Below are 22,110 nucleotides of genomic sequence, written 5' to 3'. Positions count from 1 at the left end.
TTTCTCCGGGTCAGGCGAGTAGTAGGCAGCGGTCCCAGCTGGTGGGCTGGGCGGTGAGGCTGTGCAGGGCGAGGGCCGCGCCGGCGGAGCCGTCGAGTAGTTCGGTACCCGCCGGTTGCCGTCGGAGTTGGTCGATGAGCCGCGCGGTGAGGTCGGGCAGCAGACTCGTGAGTTCGGGGACACTGGCGTCGGAGGCGATGCGGGTTGTGGTGTGGAGCAGTCCTGCGGCGCCGTGGCACAGGCCTGCGTCGGTGATCTGGTCGGCTTGGGCGGGGTCGGTGAGGCAGTCGAGTAGCGCGGTCTCGGCGGTGTGGCGGCGGGTTGGGTCGTTGGTGGCGATGGCGGCAAGTTGTTGGGCGCGGGCGAGGCCGGGAGTGCCGTAGCACCAGGAGGGTGGTCCGGGCCGCGTGGTTTGGGTGCGGCCTGTGCCGAGTTCGTCGGTGGTGATGGTGCGCGGCCACCAGGTACCTGTTGGGGTGCGTTGCTGCCAGGTGTCCAGCCACGTGAGGATGCGGTTGATGGCCGCTATGTGGCCGCGCACGACGACGCCCTCCCGAATGGCGATCGCGAGCAGGGCCAGTGGTCCGGCGATGCCGTGGGCGACGCCGAAGTTGCCGTGTCCGTCCGAGTAGTCGTGAGAGCGGCGGCCGTAGGGTGCCAGGTGGGTCCACCAGCCTGGCAACCCCGTGGGGTGGGGCTCGGCAAGTTGGACGAGGTAGGCCAGCACCGCTGTGGTGATCGGGTGGTCGGGGTGTGCTGTGAGGTGATAGGCGCCGAGGCCGGTGAGGCCGCGAATGAGGTCGAACTCGGCGAGTGCCGGGGTGTCGCCTCGGTCGATGCGGGCGTGTGCGAGGGCGAGGCGAGTTGTGGTGATGGAGATGGTCGCGGCAGCGAAGTCGGAGTGCGCGTGCTGGTAGCCGCCGGTGGCTTGGGCGGCGAGGTTGGTGGCGAAGGCGAGGGCGGGGGCGCCGTGGAACAGGCCCGCCTGGTCGCCGCGGTGCACGCCTTGGGCGGTGGCGGCGGTCAGCCATGCGTGGGCGGTGGCGGGGGAGCCGTGGCCGGTGCGGGCGCGTTCGATGTGGAGCAGGGCGATTCCGGCGGCGCCGTTGGCCAGGGACTGGGGGACGGGGCGGTGGGTGTTGTCGGCGGTGGTTGTGGTGGTGGGGTCGGCCAGTCGCTGGGCCAGGACCTCGGCGATGTCGGTTGTGTTCATCGGCGACGGGTCCAGGTGAGGGCAGCGGCTCGGGCGAGTCGGTGGCTGAGGCGTTCGGCGGTCGGGTTGATCCCGTTGGCGCGGATGCAGTGCAGGTGCAGCAGGGAGGCGAGCGCCCAGTGCGGCTCGCGGCCGATGGTGGCGAGGCTGTCGCGGTAGGAGTCGAGCGCGTGGCGCCGTTCAGCCCAGCGCGCCGGCATTGATGGCGGGAGTGCGTCGGCTTCGTGGGTGAGGTGGAGTGTGTGGGCCAGTTGGTGTCGCGGGAGCGGGACGGGGGTGTCGGTGGTGATGTTGTCGATGAGCCAGTGCATCCCGGCTTCGACGTCGCCGTGGAAGGACACGGCGATGTCGACGAGACTTGCGGCGGTGAGCGCGTGACTGTCGGTGTGGCGTTGGGAGGTGGCCGCAGCGGAGTCGGCGGCGAACACCGCCTCGGCGGCGGCCACCGCTGGGCCGGTGCCGAACCTGGCTTTCTCTGGCAGGTAGGTGTCGAGACAGAGGTGGCTGATCAGCCCGCGTTCACGTAGGTGCCGTGCCCAGGCCGCGACCCTGGCTGCTGTGGCCGGGTCGTCGGCGCGGACGCGCAGGCGCAGGTGGTGGTCGGGATCGCGGTAAGGCAGGAACCACCACGAGGGCGGTGCATCCCAGGTGGACAGTAGGTCGGGGAGGTGAGCGAGCAGGGCGGTGTGCCGGTCGGGGTGGCCGTAGAGCTTGGCGAACAGCCAGCCGTCGGAGCCGGGGAGGTGTTCGTCGCCGCGCCGGACCACGTGCACAGGTTCGGCCATCGGCGCGGCGGGCAGTTGGGTGGAGGCGAGCGGGACGACGATCTCGTGGGCATGTCCGTCGAGCCACCCGAACGCGTCAGCGGGTGGTGCTTCGTGCAGGGATACCCGCTGGTCTCGGTTGATCGTGTCGCGCAGGAGGGCCTGGTGCGCGGGTTCGGTGAGGTCGAGCCGGAGCCGTTGATCGCCGCCGCCGACGAACACCGTGCCCGGCACGCGGGCGTGCTGTCGCCACCGCTGCAGTTCGTCAGCCCAGCAGCCCGACGACGCGTCGAGGCGGGGGAGATCAGCGGCGGTCAGGACCCATCGCGCGGGGGACAGGATGGTGCGTCTGTGGCGCAGTCGCGGCAGGAACGGGAGCCCGCCTGCCGCTGTGCCCCAGGTGAACGGCCCGCTGGTCGCTGCGCGGGAGGTGGTGACCTCGGCGAGGAACCGTTGCAGCGGGTGCGTGAAGTTGGTGGCTTCGACCGCGTTGAGTGCGGTGGGCTCCACCGGCCGTCGCCTGTTCGTCGACCACAGCACGAAGCGGTGTGGTTCGCCGATCACCACGAGGTCCCTCAGGTCCACGAGGCCAGGGTGTGGGTCGCGATGCTCGCCGATGGGCAGGATGTGCCCGAGCATCGTTCGGCTGCGGGAGACGATCTCGGTCCGCGTGTAGAGCGGCGGGCACGACAGTTGCGCGCGCACCGCGCCGAGCGTCGAGGTCGGCAACGCCTCGAACACGCCTGCCATTCGGGTGCGCTCCGCTGCGGCGAACACGTCGAGGAATCGGCCGATGGTTGTGCCCGCTTCTCGGAACATGCCGACGACATCGAGGTCGAACTCACCCCGGTCGACCGCCTCCCGGCTGGTGGCGTGCAGACGGAACGACAACTCGGTGTGTGGGCGCCACGCCACGGGCACGCCACACGTCAACTCGTCGACCGCGCTCTGATCGAGAGTGACCTCGACCTCGCCTGCCAACGCGGAGTGCTGGGCCAGCGCGAGTAGCCGAACATCGCGGTCGGACAGGAGAGGTGGCGGACGGTCGAACAGCGAGCCGCGGTAGCCCGCTGGATAGCCGAGCCCGACATCGGGGTCAACGAGATCGAGCACAGGCACAGCCGCTCCCGGCCCGTAGCGTTCCAGGAAACGGTGGTGGTAGTCGCGCCACCTCGGGTGCCCGAACGGGTGCGCGGTGAGCTGCGTCAACACCCGAGCGGCGTGGACCGTCTCCCGGATGACGATCTGTGGCAGGACAAGGTCCAGATCAGCGCGCATGTCCACGTGAACGGGTCGATCCGCGACCGCGATCTTGGCCATCGCCGACGCCGCACGAGCCCGCCGCCCGCCGGTCATTTCGGTGTAGATCGCCCGCAGTTCCGCGACCAGCGGCATGATCTCCGGGACCCGATCGGCACCCGCGGCACAGAGGTTCGCCAGCAGGTATCCCAGCGGGTCGGTCACGGTCATCGGCGCGCGCAGCCCGGTCACCAGTATCCGTTGCGCGACCAACTCCCGAACCAGCCCATCGACTGCGTCCGAGGACGTGTCCGGGAACTCCGCGCACACCAGATCGGAGATCGCCGCGACCCGGATGGGCGAGCGAGCAGCGCGCATCACGATCCTCACTGCGCGGGTGAGCCGCACCGATACCTCGGCAGGCTCGGCGACCCCGCCTGGGTCGGGGCGAAGTTCGACCACCAGCCGTCCGTCGCGTTCACGGACCGAGTCGTTCACCACCACCTCGATGCGTGCCAACAACGCCGGACAGGCCTCCAACCTGGCCACCACCTGCGCGAGCCACACCGGGTCCACCCTGGTCACCACCTTCGCGTCCTGTACGCGGCGCACGGTCGTGACTTGCCCGAAGCGGGCGGTGGCGACCCCGGCGAACAGCCCGAACGGGGTCGCCCGCGTGGTGGCCCGCAGCAGGTACCGCATCACTGACACGACCGCGCGACGCACCTGCCGAGCGGGCAACTCCTGCCCACCGCACACAGCCGCGACCCGGCCCGCCAAGGTCGGGCTCGCCGTGCGCACGGCCTCGGCGAACGACTCGATCGCCCAGACCGCGGCCAACCACGCCCGCCACCCCGCCACGTTCTCCGCGTCCGGGCCGGTCAGCTGCGGCCACGGCGGGATGTCGGTCGTGATCGGGTGAGCGGCCACCCGGACGACCGCGGCATCGACGACCCCATACATCGGGAACTCCTTTCGGACATGGAACGGCCGGTGGCGGGGACCCCGCCACCGGCCGAAATAGGCTGGCTAGCAGCTGCTGTTGGAGCAGGCGCTCTGGCAGGTCGACCCGCAGTTGTCGTCGGTGTTGGTCATCAGCTCCGGGATCACCGGCACGGAGTCGAGGAACCGCACATCCAGGTCGAACTGCTCGGCGGACTGCGTGCTCATACGCGATTTTCCTTTCAGATAAGGGATTTCACAGACACCTGGCCTGCCGTCAGGACGCGGCGGGCCAGGAGATCACGACGCGGGTGTGCCTCTTGTCGATCACACGCCCGGCCGGAAGCGCACCGAGTGGCACCTCGGCCGGGACGACCTCGATGCGCGCGCCCGGACCGTGCCGGTGTTCCCGGTCCCAGGTGCGGATCAATTCGACGTACTGCTCGGCGAGTCGGTCGGCGTCGGGGCCGTGGGCGAACACGCCGAACTCGAACGTCGTGCGCTCCTCCGATGTCGGCCGCGACGTGCGATAGGCGAAACTGGCACCGTCCACGATGGCCTTGGCGCCCAACCGTGTGCCGGGCGGCACCAGCCCGGACTCCCGGGCCGTGTCGGTGGCCACCAGCAGAGCGAAGTCGTCGGCGGCGCCCGCCAGCCACAGGTCCAATCCGTCGAACGACTCGAACCCGCCGACGTCCACCTGCGACCAGCGCTCCGCCCGCGGCGCCGACAGCGACTCGCGCAGCCCGGCGACGTCGAAGTCATGGTCGCCGTCGACCCGCAGCGCGACGTCCTCGCCGCGCAGCAGGATCAGCCGCTCCGCGCTGGCGCCCTCGCCCTGCATCGCGACGAACCCGCACAGCAGGTACCCGGTGGAGACCAGCCGATCTGCGTCGCGGGCGAACACCACCGACCGGGTCAGCCCCCGCATCCGCAACGGCACCACCAGACGACCGTCGTCAGCGAGCTGGTCGACCCATGCGGGCGGGATGTCCCACGCCCCGGCGGTCACGATGATCCGATCGAACGGCGCGCGCCCCGCCACCCCGTGTTCGGCGTCGCCGAGTACGACCTCGACCCGCTCGTAGCCGGTCGCGTCCAGGCAGCGCCGAGCCCGCGCCACCACCTCGGTGTCGATGTCGACCGACGTCACCTGCCCCGACTTGCCGACCAACTCCGCGATCAACGCGGCGTTGTAGCCGCCCGACCCGATCTCCAGCACCCGCATCCCAGGCTTGAGTTCGGCCTGCTCCAGCATCATCGCCTGCAACCACGGCGCTGACACCGAACTGGTCACAAGGCCGTTCTCGTCGTACTTGCGCTCCACGATGTCGTCGCGCCGGTACGCCTCGTCGACCGACGCGCTCGGTGCGAACAGGTGCCGAGGCACCGCCGCGAACGCCGCCGCCACCTCGTCGGTGCGGATGTCGCCTTCTCGGCGCATCTCGGCGACCATCGCCGCTCGCAGTAGGTCCGGATCGGACACACTGGTGTCGGTCTGGTCCTGCACGGAGTTCACTCAGTCACGTCCCATCATCGGGTGGAGTACTTCAGGCATGTACGCAGGTGCGCGTCCATCGTGGCCGGACTCAGACCACATAGCTCGGCGGCGATCACCACCGCCGCGTCCGACAGCACCACGCGGTCACGGCTGGGATCGCGCGTGACCATGGTCTTCGCCCAGCGCCGCAACGGATGCAGCGCCGGTCGCGTCGTGCGCGCCAGCACCGCGCAACTGACGACGATCCCCGTCGGAGCCGGGCAGTCCCCGGCGTGGCAGGACACGACGCCGACCACCTCGGAGGCCGAGACCTCCAGGCTGTCGCACAGGTCGAGCAGTCGCATGACCGTGCAGTGCCGGTTGCCCAGTTCATAGCTGGCCAACGTCTGGAACGTGACGTCGAACGGCAGAAGAGCCGCCATCTCCGACCGAGTCCACCCTCGGGCCAGACGTGCGGAGCGCAGCTCAGCGCCCAACTGCGCGGCCCGAGGATCGCCCGCCGCGGGGGATCGTCCCCTCACGACGGCCAGCCGCGGGTCGTTGGGACGAAGAACCGGTCGACGTAGGCGAGCGCGCACTCCGGGCAGGTGCGGCCAAAGGGCCGGTAGCCGGTGGACTCGTCGACCAGGATCCCGCACAGCGCGGACCGGGCGCCGCCGACGATCAGGTGGGCTCGGCCCCGATAGTGCGGGCTGCTGCCCCACCAGCACGCCGTCTCGGCGGGGTAGTCCATCTCGGGCTCCGTGGTTAGAGGGAGGGACCGCGCCAACGCCGCGCTCACGCCGCACCTCGGGCTTCCAGCGCGCACCGCTCACACAGGACGACTCCGACCGTCCGATCGGCACGCTCCGGCCGCGTCAGCCCACGGCACAGCGCGATCCAGCGCGGACCATCGTCGGTGTCGGCGACCCGGGGCAGGTGATCCTCGGTGGCGACGACGTGCAGAACCGGGGTGACGGTCCCGACAGCCAGGACGTACGGCTTGGCGTCACTGAGCCGCTTGTTCCACGCCGCGAGCAGAGCGGTTCCCAGCGACGTCAGCACTGCGGGCCGCCACCCGTCCCCGGACTCGGCAGGCCCCAGTGCGGCCAACTCGTCACGACGCAGCACGAACAAGGCACTGATCAGCCATGACGGTGGCACGTCGCCGGAGTGGAAACCCAGCGGAGCAGTGAGCCCGAACGCGCCAATCCGGCCGCGGTCGACCATCCGCAACGCACGCAGCAAACCCTGCTCGTACAGCGGCATCCTCGGTGCCGTGGCGGCGGTCATCGTGCCACCTCGATCGCACGCCCGATCGCGGCGATCGTCTCGTCCCACCCCGGAAGCACCGCAGCGTCGGGCGCGACCAACCAGCGGCGATGCCCGTCCCAGTCGTCCTCCATCAAGACCGGCAGCATCACGGGCGTCCGCCGAGGCAGCGCGCGAACCCGCGCCTCGGCGAGATCAGGGGCGACATCGCGGACTTGGTCGCACGCCACCGACGTGAGCACTGTGCAGCGGTGGATCCGGGCGTCGACGAATACCGGCGCATCGGGCAGCTCGCTGAGGAACGCCGGTGCCAGCGCATCCGGGAAGGTAGCGACGTCGAATCGCTCGCCGACCCCGGCCATGATCGAACCGTGCTCATCGGGGAACGTGTCCCAGCCCAGCTTCCGGTAGGCGGACACCGTGGTCGCGAGATCGTTCCCGGTGGGCATTCGCCATGGGATGGTCAAGAGAGAGTTCATGATCGACCTCCAGGTCGATGGCCGCCGTCGCCCACGGCGCTGACTGCGCTGCACGAGGTCGATGACGGGACCGTCGGAGTCTTGGGCAGGCCAGACGAGGCGGCCCGCCATGGTGATGTCCCGAGGAGGGCCGGTCCGCGCGACTGCGCCCGCATGGTCAGGGCGGTCGGGGGAATGTCGCGCGGACCGGCCGGGACGGCATCCGCACTGCTCGGGCGCGCGGTCCGGGAGGCGGGGACCACGCAGCCGCACGAGCAGGAACCGGATGCCCGGATCAGGGATGGAACCCCGGCGAGCGGACGGGTCGGGGGTTCAGCCCGCCCGCCGGGAGTCGAACGCACCGCTGACATAACGCCTCCAGGTGCACAAACGATGGGCCAGGAACGCCGCAGGTTGCGGATGGGGTGTCTACGCCTGCGGCGCTCCTGGGGCTGGCGCAAGTGTGAACCAGCCGATGTAAACTTTGCGCTGTGAAATTCACAACGTCAATCCGACATCGTACGTCCGATCGGGTGATCTCTCCGCTATAGACTCGGCCGAGTCGAAAGGGTGGCTGTGTGAACGAGTCAGGACTTCCACGAGCGCTGCAGTCAGGCAGCCCGGCGCTGTTCCGGCGCATGATCAACCTCTCGCTCAAGCGATGGCGAGATGAGGCTGGCCTCAAGCAGGCAGAGTCCGCCACGCGCATCGGCCGATCGATAGCGCATATCAGCAACATCGAGAACGACAGGCTGCCGCCAGCGTCGGACCTCGAACTTCTCCTCGACCTCTACGGCAAGGGCGACCGCATCCCATTCATGCGGGAGCTGCTGGCCGCGGCGAGGAACGCCAATCGTTGGTGGGCATCCCTTTCCGGCAACGTGCCGAAGTGGTTCGACCTGTTTCTCGGACTCGAGTTCGGCGCGACGGAGCTCGCGAGCTTTGACTGCAGGACCGTGCCTGGGATGCTGCAGACCCCTGCGTATGCGCACGCGGTGATCAGCGGCAATCCCAACCTGTCAGAGGCCGAGGTCGCCCAGCTGGTCGAGGTTCGCGTGGGCCGTCAGCAGATTCTTGATCGCGACAACGAGCCCGCACGGCTTGTCGCCGTGGTTGATGAGTCTGTGCTCTACCGCAAGCGCGGTGACGGTCACGTGATGATCGAGCAGATGAAACACCTCATCGAGGCGTCCAGGCGGCCGCAGATAGAGCTGCTCGTCCTGCCGTTCGATGCCGCTCCCAACCCGGCTCAGGATGGCGGATCCTTCTACCTCCTTGACTTCCCGACCGAGACAGATGATCCAGGACTCGTTTACGTCGAACTCGTCACTGGAGGGGAGTACGTCGAAGACGCTCGCGACATCGAGCAGTATCGGCACGCGTTGGACACTCTGCGCGATCTCGCCGCTGATCAGAAGTCGTCGCGTGCGATCATCCAACGCGCATTGAAGGAGGTGAAACTATGATCTATGAGTCTTGGGCTGGAGCAAGCTTCCGCAAGTCCAGCTTCAGCGGAGGCGAAAGCGGTTCCTGCGTCGAGCTAGCCTGGCGGAAGTCCAGCTTCAGCGGCGGCGCCAGCGGTTCCTGTGTCGAGATCGCCCAGGCCGACGACCTGTTCGGCATCCGCGACTCGAAAAACATCTCGGGACCGGTGCTCGAACTGACCGGCGCCCGCGGCCGGGCTCTGATCGCGGCCGTCCGGGACGGCCGCATCACCGAGTAGAACGCAACACGCCCCGACCCAGGACTAGTGGGTCGGGGCGTGTGCGCGTAGACACCCAGGTCTGATGCTGCCCGACCGGGTGACACTGGGCAACTCGCCGGTGGCGTCTCACCTGGCGTCGGCAACCTCGGCGAACACCACGGCCGGCAGTAGGCTGCCGATCGGTATCCGGACGTGGTCGAAGGAATTCCAGGGTGTCTGATCCCCAGCTGTCGGGGCGCCGTGTTGCCGTGGTCGGTCTAGGCGGCGCCATCGCCATGTCCAAGACCGACGCCGGGGGTATGGTGCCCGCTCTGTCCGCGGACCAACTCGTGGCGGCCGTCCCAGGGGCTGGCGGACACCGGGATCGTCGTCGAAGTCGAAGACTTTCGCCGCAAGCCGGGCGCCTCATTGACTTTCGATGACCTCCATGCCCTCGCCGACACCGTCCGCATTCGTTGCGGCGAAGGCATCGACGGCGTGGTGGCCAAGCAAGGCACCGACACGATCGAGTGAAGGTGGGGCCCGGACAGTTGTCCGGCGCCCACCGCGTCCGAGCTACTTCAAGGCGATCAGCAGCTGATAGCCGCGTGGGAGCTCACGGTCTTGTGGCCCACGTTCGACTCCAGAATCGTGCGGTAGGTCCAAGTGCCCGGTACACACCCCGCCGTGACCGACACCCAGCCGTCGCCGGTGGCGTAATTGCGTGCCTCGTTCTGCCACCAGCCGCCGCCGCGGTGCCGCTGCAGGGTGATGGTCCAGCTGGTGCTGCCGCCGCACTCCCACTTCTCGCCCCAGCCCGTGACGTTACTGCCGCTCCTGGCCGGGGCGTAGGTGGCGTACCGGCAGGCAGCCACGGTGTCGGCACCCGAGTTCGATGCGGTGGCGACGGTGCCGGGCAGCAGCAGCGCGGCCAGCGCGGCGATGGCTAGCGCGAAGATCCTCAACGCACGTTTGAACATGATGTCTCCTAAAGAGCGGGTTCGGGATGAGCGGCAGCGGCGAGTGCCTGCGCCGAGAACGACGTTGGCAGCGAGCTGCCTGTGGTCGACAGGGCTTGGCGTCCCTGGGCCGATTCGGTCCGTCCTACGTGCGTGTCCCGATCGACTGATGTCGTGGTCCGCGGACCTTGTCCCGCTTGGGCCAGGGTGTCCCGGGACATTCGGCGGGACAGCTGATCACCTGCCTGGTGGATGCCAGATCGCCCGGTCGCTGCTATCGGGCGCAGCAACGCCTTCGGCATGCTTGCCGGGTGACCGACACTTCCGACGGACGAAGACAAATCGACAGTCCTGAGGCGTTCCGGGCCGACCTGGCCGAAGCGTTACGGCGGGGCAACCTCTCCTTGCGGCAGGCCGAGAAGAAGTCCGGCTGGGCCAAGTCGACCATCGCCCGAGCCATCAAGGACGGGATCCCGAAGCTCGACCTCGTGATCGACGTACTGACCGCCGCAGGTGTGCAGGCGCCAGAGCTCGAGGAGTGGAGGGCGCGTCACGACCGCCTTGTATTGCTGCCGCCAACGCCGCCCGTTTTGGATACCGCGGCGCCGACAGACGGTCCTCCGCCACCACGGCAGCGACCGCCAGTTCGACGTCGTTGGCTGGTGCTGGCTGGGGTTGGGATCCTGGTGATCACCGCCGCGCTGTCGGTCATGGTGACCTTTTTCGTTACGGAGCCGACGCAGGATCAGTCGAGTACGGCCGTCTCGCCGCCGTCCTCTCGCCCGGTGGCGATCGTGGTCCAGAACAAGGTGGCCATTGGCACCGAGTTGCTGGAGGACTTCACCCCGGCCTACTTGTCGTCAAAGCCCATCCCGTTCTGCGGGCGCGATGGATGCAAGCTCGAAGATACTGACATGTCGTCGGGGGCAGCCCTCGTCGTAGATTGCTTCGTGTTTGGCGCGACGATGTCGAACGCAGATTTGTCGAGCGAGGGAATTGATCGCAACCCTCACAAACATTCCTCTTCGCGGTGGTACCGCGCACTCTTGCCTGGAGATCGCTCAGGATATCTCGCCGAAGTGTATGTCGCTCCCGAGTATCGCGGTGGTCTGGGACTCGCCGAGTGTCGAGGGTAGTGGGCCGATCTGCGCCTGCGAGCGGATCCTTACCTCGTGTCGTTCCGCCTTGAGTGAGATGGCCGCCAGCTTGTGACATTGCCGTGCTTGTAGAAAGGATGCCATGTTCCTCGACCGCTGGCGTCGGACTGAGTCGCCAAGCGATGATCTCGACGTTCTGATCACCGAATACGAGGCGGGCAGGGAAGACAATCGGCATACTCTGACGCAGCATACGACGATCATCCTCGCTGCGGTCACGGCTCTCGGCGGGATCCTGCTGCTCTCGGACAACGTCAAAATGGATGATGGTATTCGCGTCCTCCTCTGCGGGATCGCGCTTGCCATTAGTACCTATGCCGCGGTCTACTTCGCGTCGGCAACGGCTAGGCAGCTGTACATGCGCGCGGTTGAGGAGCGGATTGCCAATCTCGCAAATACCGATCTCGGGGGCAGCCTTCACGGAGAAAACGATGGACCTGCGCCCGTTATCCGGTTGCCTGCTATCGGCAGCATCGAACGGGCGATCAACAGTCCACGCCAGCGCAACCGAATCACTGTTGCCCACTGGTTCATATACGCGGTCGTGTTGACCGTTCCCGCGGCGGTTGTTCTCAAGCTCACCCTTGAAATCGACAATCACTACATCGAGCGCGGAATTCTGCTGTTTGAGATGGTGTACTGTCCGTTCATCTCGTGGGTGATCTGGTCGACCAGTTCCAGTCCGACTAGATTCTTTGCGAAGGTGTTGCGATGGACCGAGGAGCGAGGCGGCGCGGGTGCCGGGGCGACCCCTCGACGTGCGCTCATTCGATATCTCGTTTGGCCGCGACCAGCTGACGCTATCAAGGCAACCTACTACCTCGTCGCCTGTGGAGTGGGTGCCGCCATTTACGATCCAAGCACTGAGGCCCTCATCAACGCGCTAATCTTTTGGGTGGCTTTAGAACCGCTCGCATATCAGGCGCGGTATGCGTGGAACGACTTGCGGGATGCCGACCACGACCAGGCGCATACCCAAGCTAAAGCGCGCGGCCGGATACCTTGGAACAAAGATGACCCTGAGGATCCCGCACTTCGCCTCGTGGCTATCATGGTGGTCGCCCGCCTCGGCATCGCGTTCGCCGTGGTTACGCTTTTGGTCAAAGGTGGAAGCGCCGTCGGTTGGGGGCTCGTTTTTCTCTTGGCGCTTCTTGTCCACACTTTCGTGTATGAAGCGGCACGCGTCGTTACCAAAAGGGGGACTCGCGCGGGTAGAGCGGCTCAAGCGTTGAAGAAGCCAAAGATCCCGGAGCACGTTGTCTATCTACTCGTCGGGCTAGGCTACGGTCTCCGTGCGACCGCGGGTCTGTGGTTTGGGTCCGGTGCGACAGAGCGCTCCCCCGAGGTCCTCGCCTCATTCTTTGGATTCTCTACTATGCTAGGCATCGCCAATGTCACTATGGTCTGGCTCTTTGAAGGCTCGACTCTGGCAACGCCAGCTGCCGTCGGTAAAGGATCTCAGAAAAGTCATGTCACGTCCCTATGGAATCACTACCGATACCGGTCCAAGCTGCCAGCTATCGCGGCCGAGCCCAACCGCGAACGGTGGCTATTGGACCGTGATCTGATTCGGTCTCCATGGTTCATCGCCCATATTGCTGCCGGATGCGCAGCAGTTGTTCTTGGGGGCGTGCTGTGGCATGAGATTGCTAAGCGGGGAAGGATTGGCTCTTTACCTGATCACGGTGAATGGTTCGTCGCTGCTGGAGCCGTAATCTGGTGTTTGACAGGCATCGTCCTAGCGCGCCTCCCCGTCAATGATGGCTGGCTCGTTGGACTCGGGATACCGGTGGTGGCCGTCGTTGCCTTGGCGCCGCGGCTTGGCCCGGGCGTCATAATTGCGCTCGCCCCAATAGTCCTGGTCATCGTGGTATATCTGGCCACTCGCTCGGGCAACTATGACACCGCCGTTAGTGGCCTCGGAAACCTGATAGCTAGGTCTCGCAAGATGGTCCGCAGCATCGGTCTCGGGATTCTCAGTTGGTTGTTGCCTGGCAGCGTAGCGTCGGCGGTCGTATCAGAAAGGGTGAGCGAGCGCCTCGCTGAACGTGAAGAGGCGGAGAGACAGCTGCTTGAGAGCGGACGTGTGCCGACAAAGTGGCTGGTGCAGTTCGCGTTAGCAGGCTACGGAATCTGGCTAGCGTTCAGTACTCCCATCGCACTCCTCCTGCCCGGGCGCCTACAAGCCATGCTGCCCGACGCGTGGAGTGTCGAACACGGGTGGATCCTGGCTGCTGGCGCTATGGTGGCTGTCATTGTCAACATCATGGCCGGGTACTGGTCAGACCGCACGACGGGCGAGTTTGGTCGGCGGCGGCCGTTCATTCTCGTCGGCTCAATCGGCGGAAGCTTGGCCGTTGCTGGGATCGGATTTACCGCCAACTGGTGGCAGATTCTCATTGCTTGGTGCGTCGCTCAGGCCTTCCTCAATGCGATGCTCGCCGGGCTATTAGCATTAATGGTCGACAAGCTTACTCGCCGACAGCTTGCCGGAGCCGTGACGATGTTCGGCGCCGCACAGATTATTGGGCCGATGCTTGGGGGAGTCGTAACCCTCTCGCTTCGGCCTGACTCGCCTTTTCCATGGATCATCGTCGGGATTACGGCAGTGGTGCTCACCATCCCGATCCTAATTGGCGCCGACGAGACACCGATGAGCACGGCCGCACCAGGGCGTCGACCACGCCTGGTGGCGATATTTCGGGAGCACATCTTTGGGAATCGAAACATGGGAATGGCTTTTACGGCGCGCCTCTCGTTCCAGGCTGCATTCACCGTTGGCGTCGCTTATCTCCCGTTCTATCTCTTGAAGACCGTCGGACAGAAGGTAGGGTCTTTTCCGTCAATGGTATTAAGTATGGCGGTCACGAGCTTCTTCGTGGGTGCTGCTGCTTTATCCTTCGGGCCTCGGGCTGAGAAGTTGCCTGGTAGTGAGGTTGTTATACTAAAGCGTTACGTGACCCGTTCGGGAATCGTGATGGCCGCCGGATTGATGTGCTTGATCGCGATTGCATTTGTAGATAGCCCCTCGCTGAGGTGGGTTCTCATCGTTGGCGTGGCGGCGGTTCTCGGGGTCGGTTCGGGACTGTTTGCCCCGACCGATCTCCATCTAAACACCAAGGTACTGCCCGATCGAAACCATCACGGCGCGTACCTGGGCGTTTTCAACACGGCGAGCGCCCTCCCGCAGGTTCTCGTCCTTGTGGTCGCTCTCAACGCGGCCTCGACCTCGGGCGGACATGTAGCCGTGTTCGTGATCGCGGCTGCCTTCGCTCTCATCAGTGCGGTGTTCGTTCAGTTCGTGCGAGTCGATGTGACGACGACCTCGACGGACGACGAGGTCCATTAGCTGAGCAGGTGGCCGGGTCCTGCCGTACGAGACGTCGGGCGTGATCTACGCGCTACGGGTAGTTGCCGAGAACTGCGGGTTATGGGGTCAAGCCAAGCCCACGCACGATGGGCGAGTTGGATCTCCTCGACGTTGCTGTTCGACGGCACAATGTGGCGCGAACCATATTGGCTGTGAACTCGCCGCCGGGCAACCGAATCCGCTGTCCAGTCACGCTCCCTGCTTCCTCTACCAATCGGCCCTCTATTTCCCTCCGAACTTGGCTGTACACGCTATGTTACATGGGTGGCAAGGTCGGCTGTTGGCGTTGCGTCAACCGAATGGACCAACAGCGCGGGCGCGCAGGTCAAGCGGTGGGTAGAAGAACGGACTAATTAGTGGATTCCTGGGTCTCGACGGCCGGCAATACCCTTTCGCTCCCTCGCGGCTGGAAGGAAACCACTCGATTTCGACCCAGCTGTTTCGCCAGTTCGAGAGCCTGATCCGCACATTCTTGAAGTGCGGGCAAGTCAACTGCGTGATGCGGGGAGGTCGCGGCGCCAATCGAGATCGTGCAATTTGGTACGCCGCCGGTCCCCAGGCAGACGACCACCCCGCCCGCTGGCTTGCGGATAGCCAGTCGAAGGTCCTCGACCGCGACACGGATTCGCTCAGCGATCTGTTCCGCGCCGTGCGGGTCGGTGTTCGGCAGCACCATGGCCAACTCTTCGCCGCCCCACCGCGCGATGAGGTCTCCTTTCCTCTTGACCTTGCGGAGGATATCGGCCACGGCGACCAGCACCTGGTCGGCGCCCAAGTGGCCCAACGTCGTGTTCCATGCCTTGAAGTGATCCAGATCCAGCATGAGCAGGCTAGTGGGTTGGCGACCTGCCCGGTCGATCTCGAGCGCCACCGTCGCATGAAGATCGAACGCTCGACGATTGGGCAACGAGGTCAAAGGATCGGTCAATGCGTCGGCCGTGGTCGTGGCCAATCTGCCGACCATTCTGCTGTCACGTACCGCCAGCGCGACTATGACGGGCAGCAAGATCGGCGCGTGCGCAGTCACCAGTGCGGCGAACATGCCCAAGACGAGCGTGTGCACGATAAGCAGGTTGTCCTCGCGCGCGCCGAGAGTCGCCCCCAGGGTCCACGCTCCGAATCGAACGCCCCGGTACAGCCCAATGGGAACAGCTTGGGCTAGAAAGTAGACGGCGATCGCGGCCCCGAGCACGACCCCGCTCCGCACTCCCGTGCTCAGATCCGCCACGAATGAGCCAGAGAGCCAGGTCGCACCACCGATCAGATCACGCACCCAACCGACGCCGACGACCGACAGCAGGACCGTGAACGTGTTGCTGGTCCACAGCCCGATGGGCTTACGAGCCACGAGGAAACGGCGATACCGGATCACGACGACCAGCGCAACGGCCAACAGTGTCGGCAGCGTCAGCCCTGCTGCGGCAAAGAAGATGGACGTCTGATCGACGTGCTCGACCGTGCGTTGGGCGAGTCGGGCACCGCGCCTGCGCTCTTCGACGGGGCGGGTCAGCCACACGTACACGATGGCCGCGGTCAGTAGCGCCAGGAACAACAACCAATCGGCGAGCCTTGGCGGCGCGGCGCCAATCGCGCGTGCGGTGACGGCCAGTGCGCCGATCAGGTCGATGAGCAGCACGACCGCGATGGTCGCGCCGCCAAGGTCCCACAGACTGTCACTTTGTTCTTGGTTCTTGTCCCGCGTACGGCCCTTCACGACGAACCCGCTGCGTGACACGCTGACCCCGGCCCGTCCGAACACGACCCCGACCGCGGCAGACAAGGCCCACCGGACCTGCCGCCACCTGCCCCCGCATCGGAGACACCGAGCAGCGGATGGGAGTTAGCCATGCCCGGCGTCCCGTGCCGTGCACGGCTGTCGCGGGATCCGCGCCGTTCGCCTGCACGGGTCGCCGCACTTCCCGCGCGCTCGTGTCCACCCGAGCGTGGGCCGCCGCGAAGGGAGGCATAGCCATGAGCCAGGGCGACCGAGACATGTGATCCGCCGCACCTTATCCGCACAATCGTGACGGCCGGGGCCGGTGATCGAAGCAGGCCGGAAGGAACGCCTGCGTCCTCGCCGGTGCCCTGGCCCGCGCGCAACGCTGCCCGCAGCCATCCCGGCTCCTGTGCGGCGGCCCGTTCCGTTGCCGTCCACCGAGCACGGCGCCGTTCGTTGGACGCCCGCCCGTGATGCTTAGCTTGTGCCGTCGACATCTTTCGCCCCCAGTCAACGCCTTTCGCCCCCCACGGGCAATTTCAAATCTAAGCGACGAGGCTATTGGTAGGCGACATTGTCACTGAACTCTCTGCGAAATCACCTTATCGGGTTAGTACGGTTGATTGTACTCAAAGGGCATGCACGTTCTGCGTTCGTCGACGCCAGGCATTTGTGGTCGAGTACTCAATCTGCGCCTGGCTTGAGTAGTTCATTACTCAATCTGACTGGGTGTTGAGTAATGAGGTCTGGGTCCACTTGAGTGCAATTTCGGATGGCGCTGGAGCAGCTCTCGGGCCATGCTGGAACCTGCAATACCGAATGAATGTGGTCGGCAACTGACCCGCGGTGTGGATTCGCCCCTGCGAACCGATGCCGCGATGGGGGTGGGTCAGGTGCTGGTCACTCGCTGGGGGAGAGCAGGCCCTGGCGGCCACGCATAACTCACCTCGTGCTGGCCGTCCAGGGCGTGCTTTCGGGGCCGGATGCGGCGAAAGGTCCAATGGAGGGACACGCGCTGTGGAGCCACGGAGCGGCGGTGAACTGTTCGCGGACGGTTTCTGGGATCGACCACTGGATGAGGTGGACTCGCTCCGCGCCCAGTCGAAGGTCTATCGCTCGACGTTGACCAGCGGCGTGCGGGTCTGGGTGATCACCGGGTACGCCGACGCCAAGCGCGCCCTGACTGACCCACGGCTGCGGAAGGACGCACGCACGATCCACGCCATCATTGATGGGCAACAGACTCGGCTCGGCGACATGGCCCAGGTCGCGGGCATTCTCGACACGCACATGCTGTTCGTTGACGGGCTCGATCACGCGCGCTTGCGGCGAATCGTCGGTCTGGAGTTCACGCGGGCCCGAGTCGAGGCGTTGCGGCCGAGGATCGAGGTCCTCGCCGCGTCGATGCTCGACGCGCTGCCGGTCGACGAACCGGTCGATCTCGTGTCGTCGCTGGCCTGTCCGCTGATGCTCGCCGTGATCTGCGATCTGCTGGGGATCCCCTCGGGCGACCGCGAGCTGCTCAGCGAGTGGACGACGGCGCTGATGGAGGAAGACGTACCGCGGACCGTTCGCGCCACCTGGGCATTGAGCTCCTATCTGAACACGCTGATCGATCACAAGCGCTCCGAACCGGGCGACGACCTGCTGTCGGTGTTGATCCACCCACGCGACGCAGGCGACTGTCTGTCCACCGAGGAACTGCTGGGCACGGTGTTCCTGCTGCTGACCGGCTTTCAGGCGTCGGCCAATCTGATCACCACCGCGGTGTTCCGCCTGCTCTCGCACCAGGGCAGCTGGAACCGGCTGCGCGAGTCACCCTGGCTGCTCCCGACCGCGGTCGAGGAGATCCTGCGGTTCGACACGCCGATGCGGATGACCACCCACCGATACACGACTGAGCCGGTCGAATATGGCGGCCAGCCGATCCCCGCCGGGGAGATCGTCCTGGTGTGGCTCCACGCGGCCAACCGTGACCCGGACCTCGTTCGATGCCCGGATGCCGCCACTCTCAACCTCGAGCGTTCACCCAACTCCCATCTGAGCTTCGGACATGGCGCGCACTATTGCTTCGGCGCGCCGTTGTCCCGAGTCGCAGCCACCGTGGCGCTTGGGAGTATGACGCGTCGGTACCCCAAGGTGCGACTGCTCGACGTCGTCGCCAGGCACGCACCCAGTGCGACCATGAACGGCCTGCTCGCGCTGCCACTCGTGTTGGGCCCAGTCGACCTCGGGCAGCCGCGGCACGGAGATCTCCGACGGCATACGATCGAGCACACCGACTAGCCACATCCAGCTCGACATCCTGCATCATCGGGCCATGCGCTCGACAAGCCTCACCGACGAACTCGCCGCCCCATCGCGCTGCGGCGAGCCGTCAATGGTTGCCGGATCCGTCACTAGAACCCTCCTCGGCGGCCTGATGCTGGACTTCGTGCTGATCCCCGCGCTGTCGTGATCCTGCTGATCTCGGCGGTCGAACTCGCCCGCCACGACTGAGCCGGTCGAGTCGCGTGGGGTGATCTTGTCGGTTCTCTGCGTCACACTGATCGGCGGCGGTGACCGGACCGAGGATCAGGGGGCTGGCGTGGCGCGGATTTCCTTCCTGTGGCTGGAATTGACTGGCTTCTGCCAGCTCGAATGCGATCACTGCTACGCCGGATCCGGGCCGTCGGGGACGCACGGCTCGATGACCCGCGCCGACTGGTTGCGGGTGATCGACCAGGCCGCGGCCGCCGGGGTCGGGATGGTGCAGTTCATCGGTGGTGAGCCGACCCTGCACCCGGACCTGCGGGAGCTGATCGCCCATGCCCTGGCGGCCGGGCTGGAGGTGGAGGTGTTCACCAACCTCGTCCACGTCACTGCCCCGCTGTGGGAGATGTTCACCCGGCCCGGGGTGTCGCTGGCCACCAGCTACTACTCCGACGACCCCGACCAGCACGCGCAGGTCACCCGGCGGCCCAGCCACGCCCGCACCCGAGCCAACATCGCAGCGGCGCTGCGCCGGGGCATCCCGCTCCGGGCGGGAGTGATCGACATGGGCGGCGACCAACGCGCCACGCAGGCCCAGACCGAGTTGGTGGATCTCGGTGTCCCGGCGGTCGGCTATGACCGGCTGCGCCAGGTCGGTCGCGGTGTCCGCGACCAGGCGCCAAGCACCGACCAGCTGTGCGGCAACTGCGGCGACGGCGTCGCCGCGATCTCCCCGGACGGGGCGGTGTGGCCGTGCGTGTTCTCCCGCTGGCTGCCAGTCGGCAATGTCCTCGAACACGAGCTCACCGAGATCCTGGACAGCCCAGCCGCCGACGCGGTGCGCGCCGAGCTGGCCGCCGCGTTCGCCGGGCGGGCACCGAGCGCGTGCAAGCCGGACTGCGCGCCGAAGAACCAGCCGTGCAACCCCGACTGCACACCGTCCTGCAACCCGCACTGTCAACCGACCTGCTCACCGCGGTGCAGCCCGACCTGTGACCCGGTCAGGTGCAAACCCAACTCCTGCTGGCCCCGCTACTGATCACCGGCGGCATTAGCCTGGGCTTTATGACCGGCGAGAACGAGCTGTCCGCGGCGGACGCGGCGCACCGGGCGTGGCTGGCTGACGTCTACGCCAAGGCCGCGGCCACCGCCGACGCCACGCTCGACGGGGCGTTGGTATTCGGCTGGCGCGACCGGTCCGCCGGGGCCCGGGTCGCCACAGCGGCCGGACCGCGGTGGCTGCGGCTGGTCATCGAGCAACACGGCTGGGCGGGCGGAGCGTTCTGGACCGGCAACGCCGACGCCAACGACGTAACCGGGGTAGCCAAGCCGTGGGTGCTGCGGCACTGGGACCTCACCGACGGGGACTGGGCGGTGCGCGCCGAACTGATGACCCTGATGCCTGGCGCCCGTTGCTCACCCACCCCCGAGCTCCGCGAGCCGCTGGCCGTGGCCCCAGCCTGGTGGGAAGCGTTGTGGTCCTCGCTCGCGGCAGTCGCCGCGACCGCCACCACCCGGATCGCCCTCGGCCAGGACGACCTGAGCAGACGGGTGGAGATGTTCTTCGGCGACCGTGCAGGCGACACCACCGTCAACACCTGGACCGCGGCCCACGGGGACCTGCACTGGGCCAACCTGCTGCAACCGGAGTGCGCCCTGCTCGACTGGGAGGGCTGGGGCACGGCCCCAGCCGGCTACGACGCGGCCTGCCTGTACGTGCACACCCTGCTCGTCCCCGCCGCCGCGGCCGCCGTCCGCGCCGAACTCGGCCTGTTGCTGGACACCCGCGACGGGCTGCTCGCCCAGCTGTACGCCACCACCCGGATGCTGATGCGTGTCGACCAGGGCGACTATCCGGGAATGGCGATTCCGTTGCACCGCAACGCCGAACAGGTCCTGGCCCGCCTCACCTCGGCGTGAGCCCGGTGAGCCTGGCCAGCGCGGCGAACCCGTCGTCGGTTCCGGGCCAGTGCCTGCGCACCGCGTCGAGCCCCGCGGGGCGGACCTCCCGCGCAGCACGGCGGTGACGATGACAGCGTCGTCGGCGTAGCCCACGATTGGGATGAAGTCGGGGATCACGGCCGCCAGCAACGCCACCGCCACGCCGATCACCAGATCCCACCACCAGGATCCGGTCACGCGCCCGGCCTACTCATCGGCCAGCAGATGACGCAGGAACCGCTGCGGCGAATCCAGGAACCCACGGGTCAGGGTGACCGGATCCGCCTCGTCGAAGGCTACCTGTTCGATCTCCCCGTCGCCGTCGACCTGCAGGATCCGCGCCCTTGGAACCGCGAGCAGGATCGGCGAGTGCGTGGCCACCACGAACTGACAGCCCTGCCCGATCAACTCCGCCATCCGCGCCACCAACGCCAGGCATCCCTTCACCGACAGCGCCGCCTCCGGCTCGTCGAGCAGATACAACCCGTTGGGGCCGAACCGGTGCGTCACCAAGTCCAAAAAGGACTCGCCGTGGGAGCGTTCGTGCGGGGACACCCCGCCGTATGCCGGCAGCAGCGACGGGCCCGGCTCGCGGTCCAGCCGCTCGATCTCGCTGGCTACGTTGTAGTAGGACTCGGCGCGCAGGAAGAATCCGGTGCGCGGTTTGCGGGTGCCCCACCGCAGGATCAGGTGATCGCCCAGCGACGATTCGGTGGCGCGGGTGGCGAACCGGAACGACTGGGATCCGCCCTCCGGGTTGAACCCCGCGGCCACGGCGATCGCCTCGACCAGGGTGGATTTGCCGGTGCCGTTGTCGCCGACCAGGAACGTCACCCCGGGGTCCAGCTCCAGCCCGCCGACCCGGTCGAGGTGGCGCACGATCGGCAGCGTGAACGGGTAGCTGCCGGTGTCCGCGTGCGGATCGAGCCGGACTTGCTCGACGAACCCACCTGAACGGGTGCGCGCGCGGCTCACCGGGAGCCGCCCTCGGCGCCCTGGCACTCGCCGGGCTGGTCGAGGTTCTCGTCGATCTCGCCCTGGATCTGGGCGCGGGCGGCGACCGCCAGGCGATGCCGGGGGAAATCCTCGGGCCAGGCACGCGGGGGGATCGCCGTGAGCTGACCGGCCACCCAGGCGCCCGTGAGCAGCCGCGCGGCGTTGTGCCGCAGCTCCGCCTCGTGCGGGTCTTCGGGCATGTCGACTTCTGCTGGGTCCGGTGCGGTCTCGGCGCGGGCCGGATCCAGCAGCCGCACATTCAAGTCCGCACCGAAGTCGCGCACCATCCGGTCCAACCCGATCACGTACCCGCGGGTGTTGGCCACCGTGATCGTGTCCAGGAACGCGGCCACCGTGTCAGTCAACCGCACACTCGCCGCCGATGGCAGCGCCCGCACCGCGCCCACTCGAACCGCCTCCCAGTGTTACCGCAGATAGTGTGCCGC

21 protein-coding genes are annotated in these 22,110 nt (G+C 66.8%); 9 read left to right on the top strand and 12 right to left on the bottom strand.

The features are described from left to right. Positions 1-10 precede the first annotated feature (10 nt). The 8 genes from BN1701_RS19755 to BN1701_RS19725 all read right to left on the bottom strand — a co-directional run bounded on the left by BN1701_RS19755 (position 11) and on the right by BN1701_RS19725 (position 7,389). On the bottom strand, positions 11-1,213 hold the full coding sequence (locus tag BN1701_RS19755) for a lanthionine synthetase C family protein (protein ID WP_054050996.1): 1,203 nt from the start codon (positions 1,211-1,213) through the stop codon (positions 11-13). Beyond that, positions 1,210-4,179 (bottom strand): lantibiotic dehydratase, encoded by a 2,970-nt coding sequence (locus tag BN1701_RS19750; protein WP_054050994.1) that lies wholly within the window; start codon positions 4,177-4,179, stop codon positions 1,210-1,212. The genes BN1701_RS19755 and BN1701_RS19750 overlap by 4 nt, the downstream gene beginning before the upstream one ends. A 66-nt stretch (positions 4,180-4,245) precedes the next feature. Next, a complete protein-coding gene (locus BN1701_RS34435) occupies positions 4,246-4,386 on the bottom strand; it encodes an FxLD family lanthipeptide (protein WP_082859937.1) in 141 nt (46 codons plus the stop codon). A gap of 49 nt (positions 4,387-4,435) precedes the next feature. Then, the gene (gene fxlM / locus BN1701_RS19745) at positions 4,436-5,677 is read right to left on the bottom strand and encodes a methyltransferase, FxLD system (RefSeq protein ID WP_231949653.1); all 1,242 of its coding nucleotides are present in this window, start codon (positions 5,675-5,677) and stop codon (positions 4,436-4,438) included. A gap of 14 nt (positions 5,678-5,691) precedes the next feature. Beyond that, entirely contained in the window at positions 5,692-6,180 is a 489-nt protein-coding gene (locus BN1701_RS35735; protein ID WP_067520793.1) for a helix-turn-helix domain-containing protein, read from the bottom strand. Beyond that, a complete protein-coding gene (locus BN1701_RS36500; RefSeq protein ID WP_054050990.1) occupies positions 6,177-6,392 on the bottom strand; it encodes a hypothetical protein in 216 nt (71 codons plus the stop codon). Before BN1701_RS36500 ends, BN1701_RS35735 begins: the two co-directional genes overlap by 4 nt. A gap of 44 nt (positions 6,393-6,436) precedes the next feature. Then, the gene (locus BN1701_RS19730) at positions 6,437-6,931 is read right to left on the bottom strand and encodes a hypothetical protein (protein WP_054050988.1); all 495 of its coding nucleotides are present in this window, start codon (positions 6,929-6,931) and stop codon (positions 6,437-6,439) included. Further along, positions 6,928-7,389, bottom strand: coding sequence for a hypothetical protein (locus tag BN1701_RS19725; RefSeq protein ID WP_157368091.1), 462 nt, complete (start codon positions 7,387-7,389; stop codon positions 6,928-6,930). Before BN1701_RS19725 ends, BN1701_RS19730 begins: the two co-directional genes overlap by 4 nt. Before the next feature lie 557 nt (positions 7,390-7,946). Between BN1701_RS19725 and BN1701_RS19720 the strand changes: the two genes are divergently transcribed. The 3 genes from BN1701_RS19720 (at position 7,947) to BN1701_RS37405 (ending at position 9,586) form a co-directional block, all read left to right on the top strand. Then, positions 7,947-8,834 (top strand): helix-turn-helix transcriptional regulator, encoded by an 888-nt coding sequence (locus BN1701_RS19720; protein ID WP_054050984.1) that lies wholly within the window; start codon positions 7,947-7,949, stop codon positions 8,832-8,834. Continuing rightward, on the top strand, positions 8,831-9,091 hold the full coding sequence (locus tag BN1701_RS19715; protein ID WP_054050981.1) for a DUF397 domain-containing protein: 261 nt from the start codon (positions 8,831-8,833) through the stop codon (positions 9,089-9,091). Before BN1701_RS19720 ends, BN1701_RS19715 begins: the two co-directional genes overlap by 4 nt. Positions 9,092-9,421: 330 nt before the next feature. Continuing rightward, positions 9,422-9,586, top strand: a complete 165-nt coding sequence (locus BN1701_RS37405; RefSeq protein ID WP_197672233.1) for an asparaginase domain-containing protein — start codon at positions 9,422-9,424, stop codon at positions 9,584-9,586. A gap of 56 nt (positions 9,587-9,642) precedes the next feature. On the opposite strand, the gene BN1701_RS19710 is transcribed toward BN1701_RS37405, so the two are convergent. Then, on the bottom strand, positions 9,643-10,032 hold the full coding sequence (locus BN1701_RS19710; protein ID WP_054050979.1) for a hypothetical protein: 390 nt from the start codon (positions 10,030-10,032) through the stop codon (positions 9,643-9,645). A 290-nt stretch (positions 10,033-10,322) separates the two neighbouring features. Here BN1701_RS19710 and BN1701_RS35725 point away from each other — a divergent pair, with 290 nt between their 5' ends. Both BN1701_RS35725 and BN1701_RS34430 read left to right on the top strand, forming a co-directional pair. Beyond that, positions 10,323-11,147, top strand: a complete 825-nt coding sequence (locus BN1701_RS35725) for a hypothetical protein (RefSeq protein ID WP_157368090.1) — start codon at positions 10,323-10,325, stop codon at positions 11,145-11,147. Positions 11,148-11,250: 103 nt separating this feature from the next. Further along, complete coding sequence (locus BN1701_RS34430) at positions 11,251-14,517, top strand: MFS transporter (RefSeq protein WP_082859936.1); 3,267 nt, start codon at positions 11,251-11,253, stop codon at positions 14,515-14,517. Between the two features lie 370 nt (positions 14,518-14,887). Here BN1701_RS34430 and BN1701_RS19700 read toward each other — a convergent pair whose 3' ends face one another. Further along, the gene (locus BN1701_RS19700; protein ID WP_054050975.1) at positions 14,888-16,297 is read right to left on the bottom strand and encodes a diguanylate cyclase; all 1,410 of its coding nucleotides are present in this window, start codon (positions 16,295-16,297) and stop codon (positions 14,888-14,890) included. Positions 16,298-17,272: 975 nt separating this feature from the next. On the opposite strand from BN1701_RS19700, the gene BN1701_RS19695 reads away from it, so the two are divergent. The 4 genes from BN1701_RS19695 to BN1701_RS19685 all read left to right on the top strand — a co-directional run bounded on the left by BN1701_RS19695 (position 17,273) and on the right by BN1701_RS19685 (position 20,647). After that, positions 17,273-18,541 carry a cytochrome P450 gene (locus BN1701_RS19695; protein WP_054050973.1) on the top strand — a complete coding sequence of 423 codons (1,269 nt, stop codon included), beginning with the start codon at positions 17,273-17,275 and terminating at the stop codon, positions 18,539-18,541. Positions 18,542-18,575: 34 nt separating this feature from the next. After that, positions 18,576-18,713 carry a hypothetical protein gene (locus tag BN1701_RS35720; RefSeq protein ID WP_157368089.1) on the top strand — a complete coding sequence of 46 codons (138 nt, stop codon included), beginning with the start codon at positions 18,576-18,578 and terminating at the stop codon, positions 18,711-18,713. Between the two features lie 129 nt (positions 18,714-18,842). Then, positions 18,843-19,766 carry a radical SAM/SPASM domain-containing protein gene (locus BN1701_RS19690; RefSeq protein ID WP_157368088.1) on the top strand — a complete coding sequence of 308 codons (924 nt, stop codon included), beginning with the start codon at positions 18,843-18,845 and terminating at the stop codon, positions 19,764-19,766. 26 nt (positions 19,767-19,792) lie between these two features. After that, positions 19,793-20,647 carry an aminoglycoside phosphotransferase gene (locus BN1701_RS19685; protein WP_067520790.1) on the top strand — a complete coding sequence of 285 codons (855 nt, stop codon included), beginning with the start codon at positions 19,793-19,795 and terminating at the stop codon, positions 20,645-20,647. Between the two features lie 228 nt (positions 20,648-20,875). Here the strand turns inward: BN1701_RS19685 and BN1701_RS19680 are convergent, their stop codons facing one another. Then, on the bottom strand, positions 20,876-21,643 hold the full coding sequence (locus BN1701_RS19680) for an AAA family ATPase (protein ID WP_054055979.1): 768 nt from the start codon (positions 21,641-21,643) through the stop codon (positions 20,876-20,878). Beyond that, positions 21,640-22,071: a hypothetical protein gene (locus BN1701_RS19675; protein ID WP_054050971.1), complete on the bottom strand. Its 432-nt coding sequence runs from the start codon at positions 22,069-22,071 to the stop codon at positions 21,640-21,642. Before BN1701_RS19675 ends, BN1701_RS19680 begins: the two co-directional genes overlap by 4 nt. Positions 22,072-22,110: the final 39 nt, after the last annotated feature.

The organism is Alloactinosynnema sp. L-07 (genome assembly GCF_900070365.1).
Taxonomy (GTDB): domain Bacteria; phylum Actinomycetota; class Actinomycetes; order Mycobacteriales; family Pseudonocardiaceae; genus Actinokineospora.
Note: the sequence above shows the minus strand (reverse complement) of the source record. Positions and strands in the feature narration are given on the sequence as shown.

Bases quoted from the DNA above. Each gene is read 5' to 3' on its own strand.
- BN1701_RS19730 (WP_054050988.1), bottom strand. From the start codon at position 6,931: ATGACCGCCGCCACGGCACCGAGGATGCCGCTGTACGAGCAGGGTTTG.
- BN1701_RS19710 (WP_054050979.1), bottom strand. From the start codon at position 10,032: ATGTTCAAACGTGCGTTGAGGATCTTCGCGCTAGCCATCGCCGCGCTG.
- BN1701_RS19715 (WP_054050981.1), top strand. From the start codon at position 8,831: ATGATCTATGAGTCTTGGGCTGGAGCAAGCTTCCGCAAGTCCAGCTTC.
- BN1701_RS34430 (WP_082859936.1), top strand. From the start codon at position 11,251: ATGTTCCTCGACCGCTGGCGTCGGACTGAGTCGCCAAGCGATGATCTC.
- BN1701_RS19750 (WP_054050994.1), bottom strand. From the start codon at position 4,179: ATGTATGGGGTCGTCGATGCCGCGGTCGTCCGGGTGGCCGCTCACCCG.
- BN1701_RS35720 (WP_157368089.1), top strand. From the start codon at position 18,576: ATGCGCTCGACAAGCCTCACCGACGAACTCGCCGCCCCATCGCGCTGC.
- BN1701_RS19685 (WP_067520790.1), top strand. From the start codon at position 19,793: ATGACCGGCGAGAACGAGCTGTCCGCGGCGGACGCGGCGCACCGGGCG.
- BN1701_RS19755 (WP_054050996.1), bottom strand. From the start codon at position 1,213: ATGAACACAACCGACATCGCCGAGGTCCTGGCCCAGCGACTGGCCGAC.
- BN1701_RS36500 (WP_054050990.1), bottom strand. From the start codon at position 6,392: ATGGACTACCCCGCCGAGACGGCGTGCTGGTGGGGCAGCAGCCCGCAC.
- BN1701_RS34435 (WP_082859937.1), bottom strand. From the start codon at position 4,386: ATGAGCACGCAGTCCGCCGAGCAGTTCGACCTGGATGTGCGGTTCCTC.
- BN1701_RS19725 (WP_157368091.1), bottom strand. From the start codon at position 7,389: ATGAACTCTCTCTTGACCATCCCATGGCGAATGCCCACCGGGAACGAT.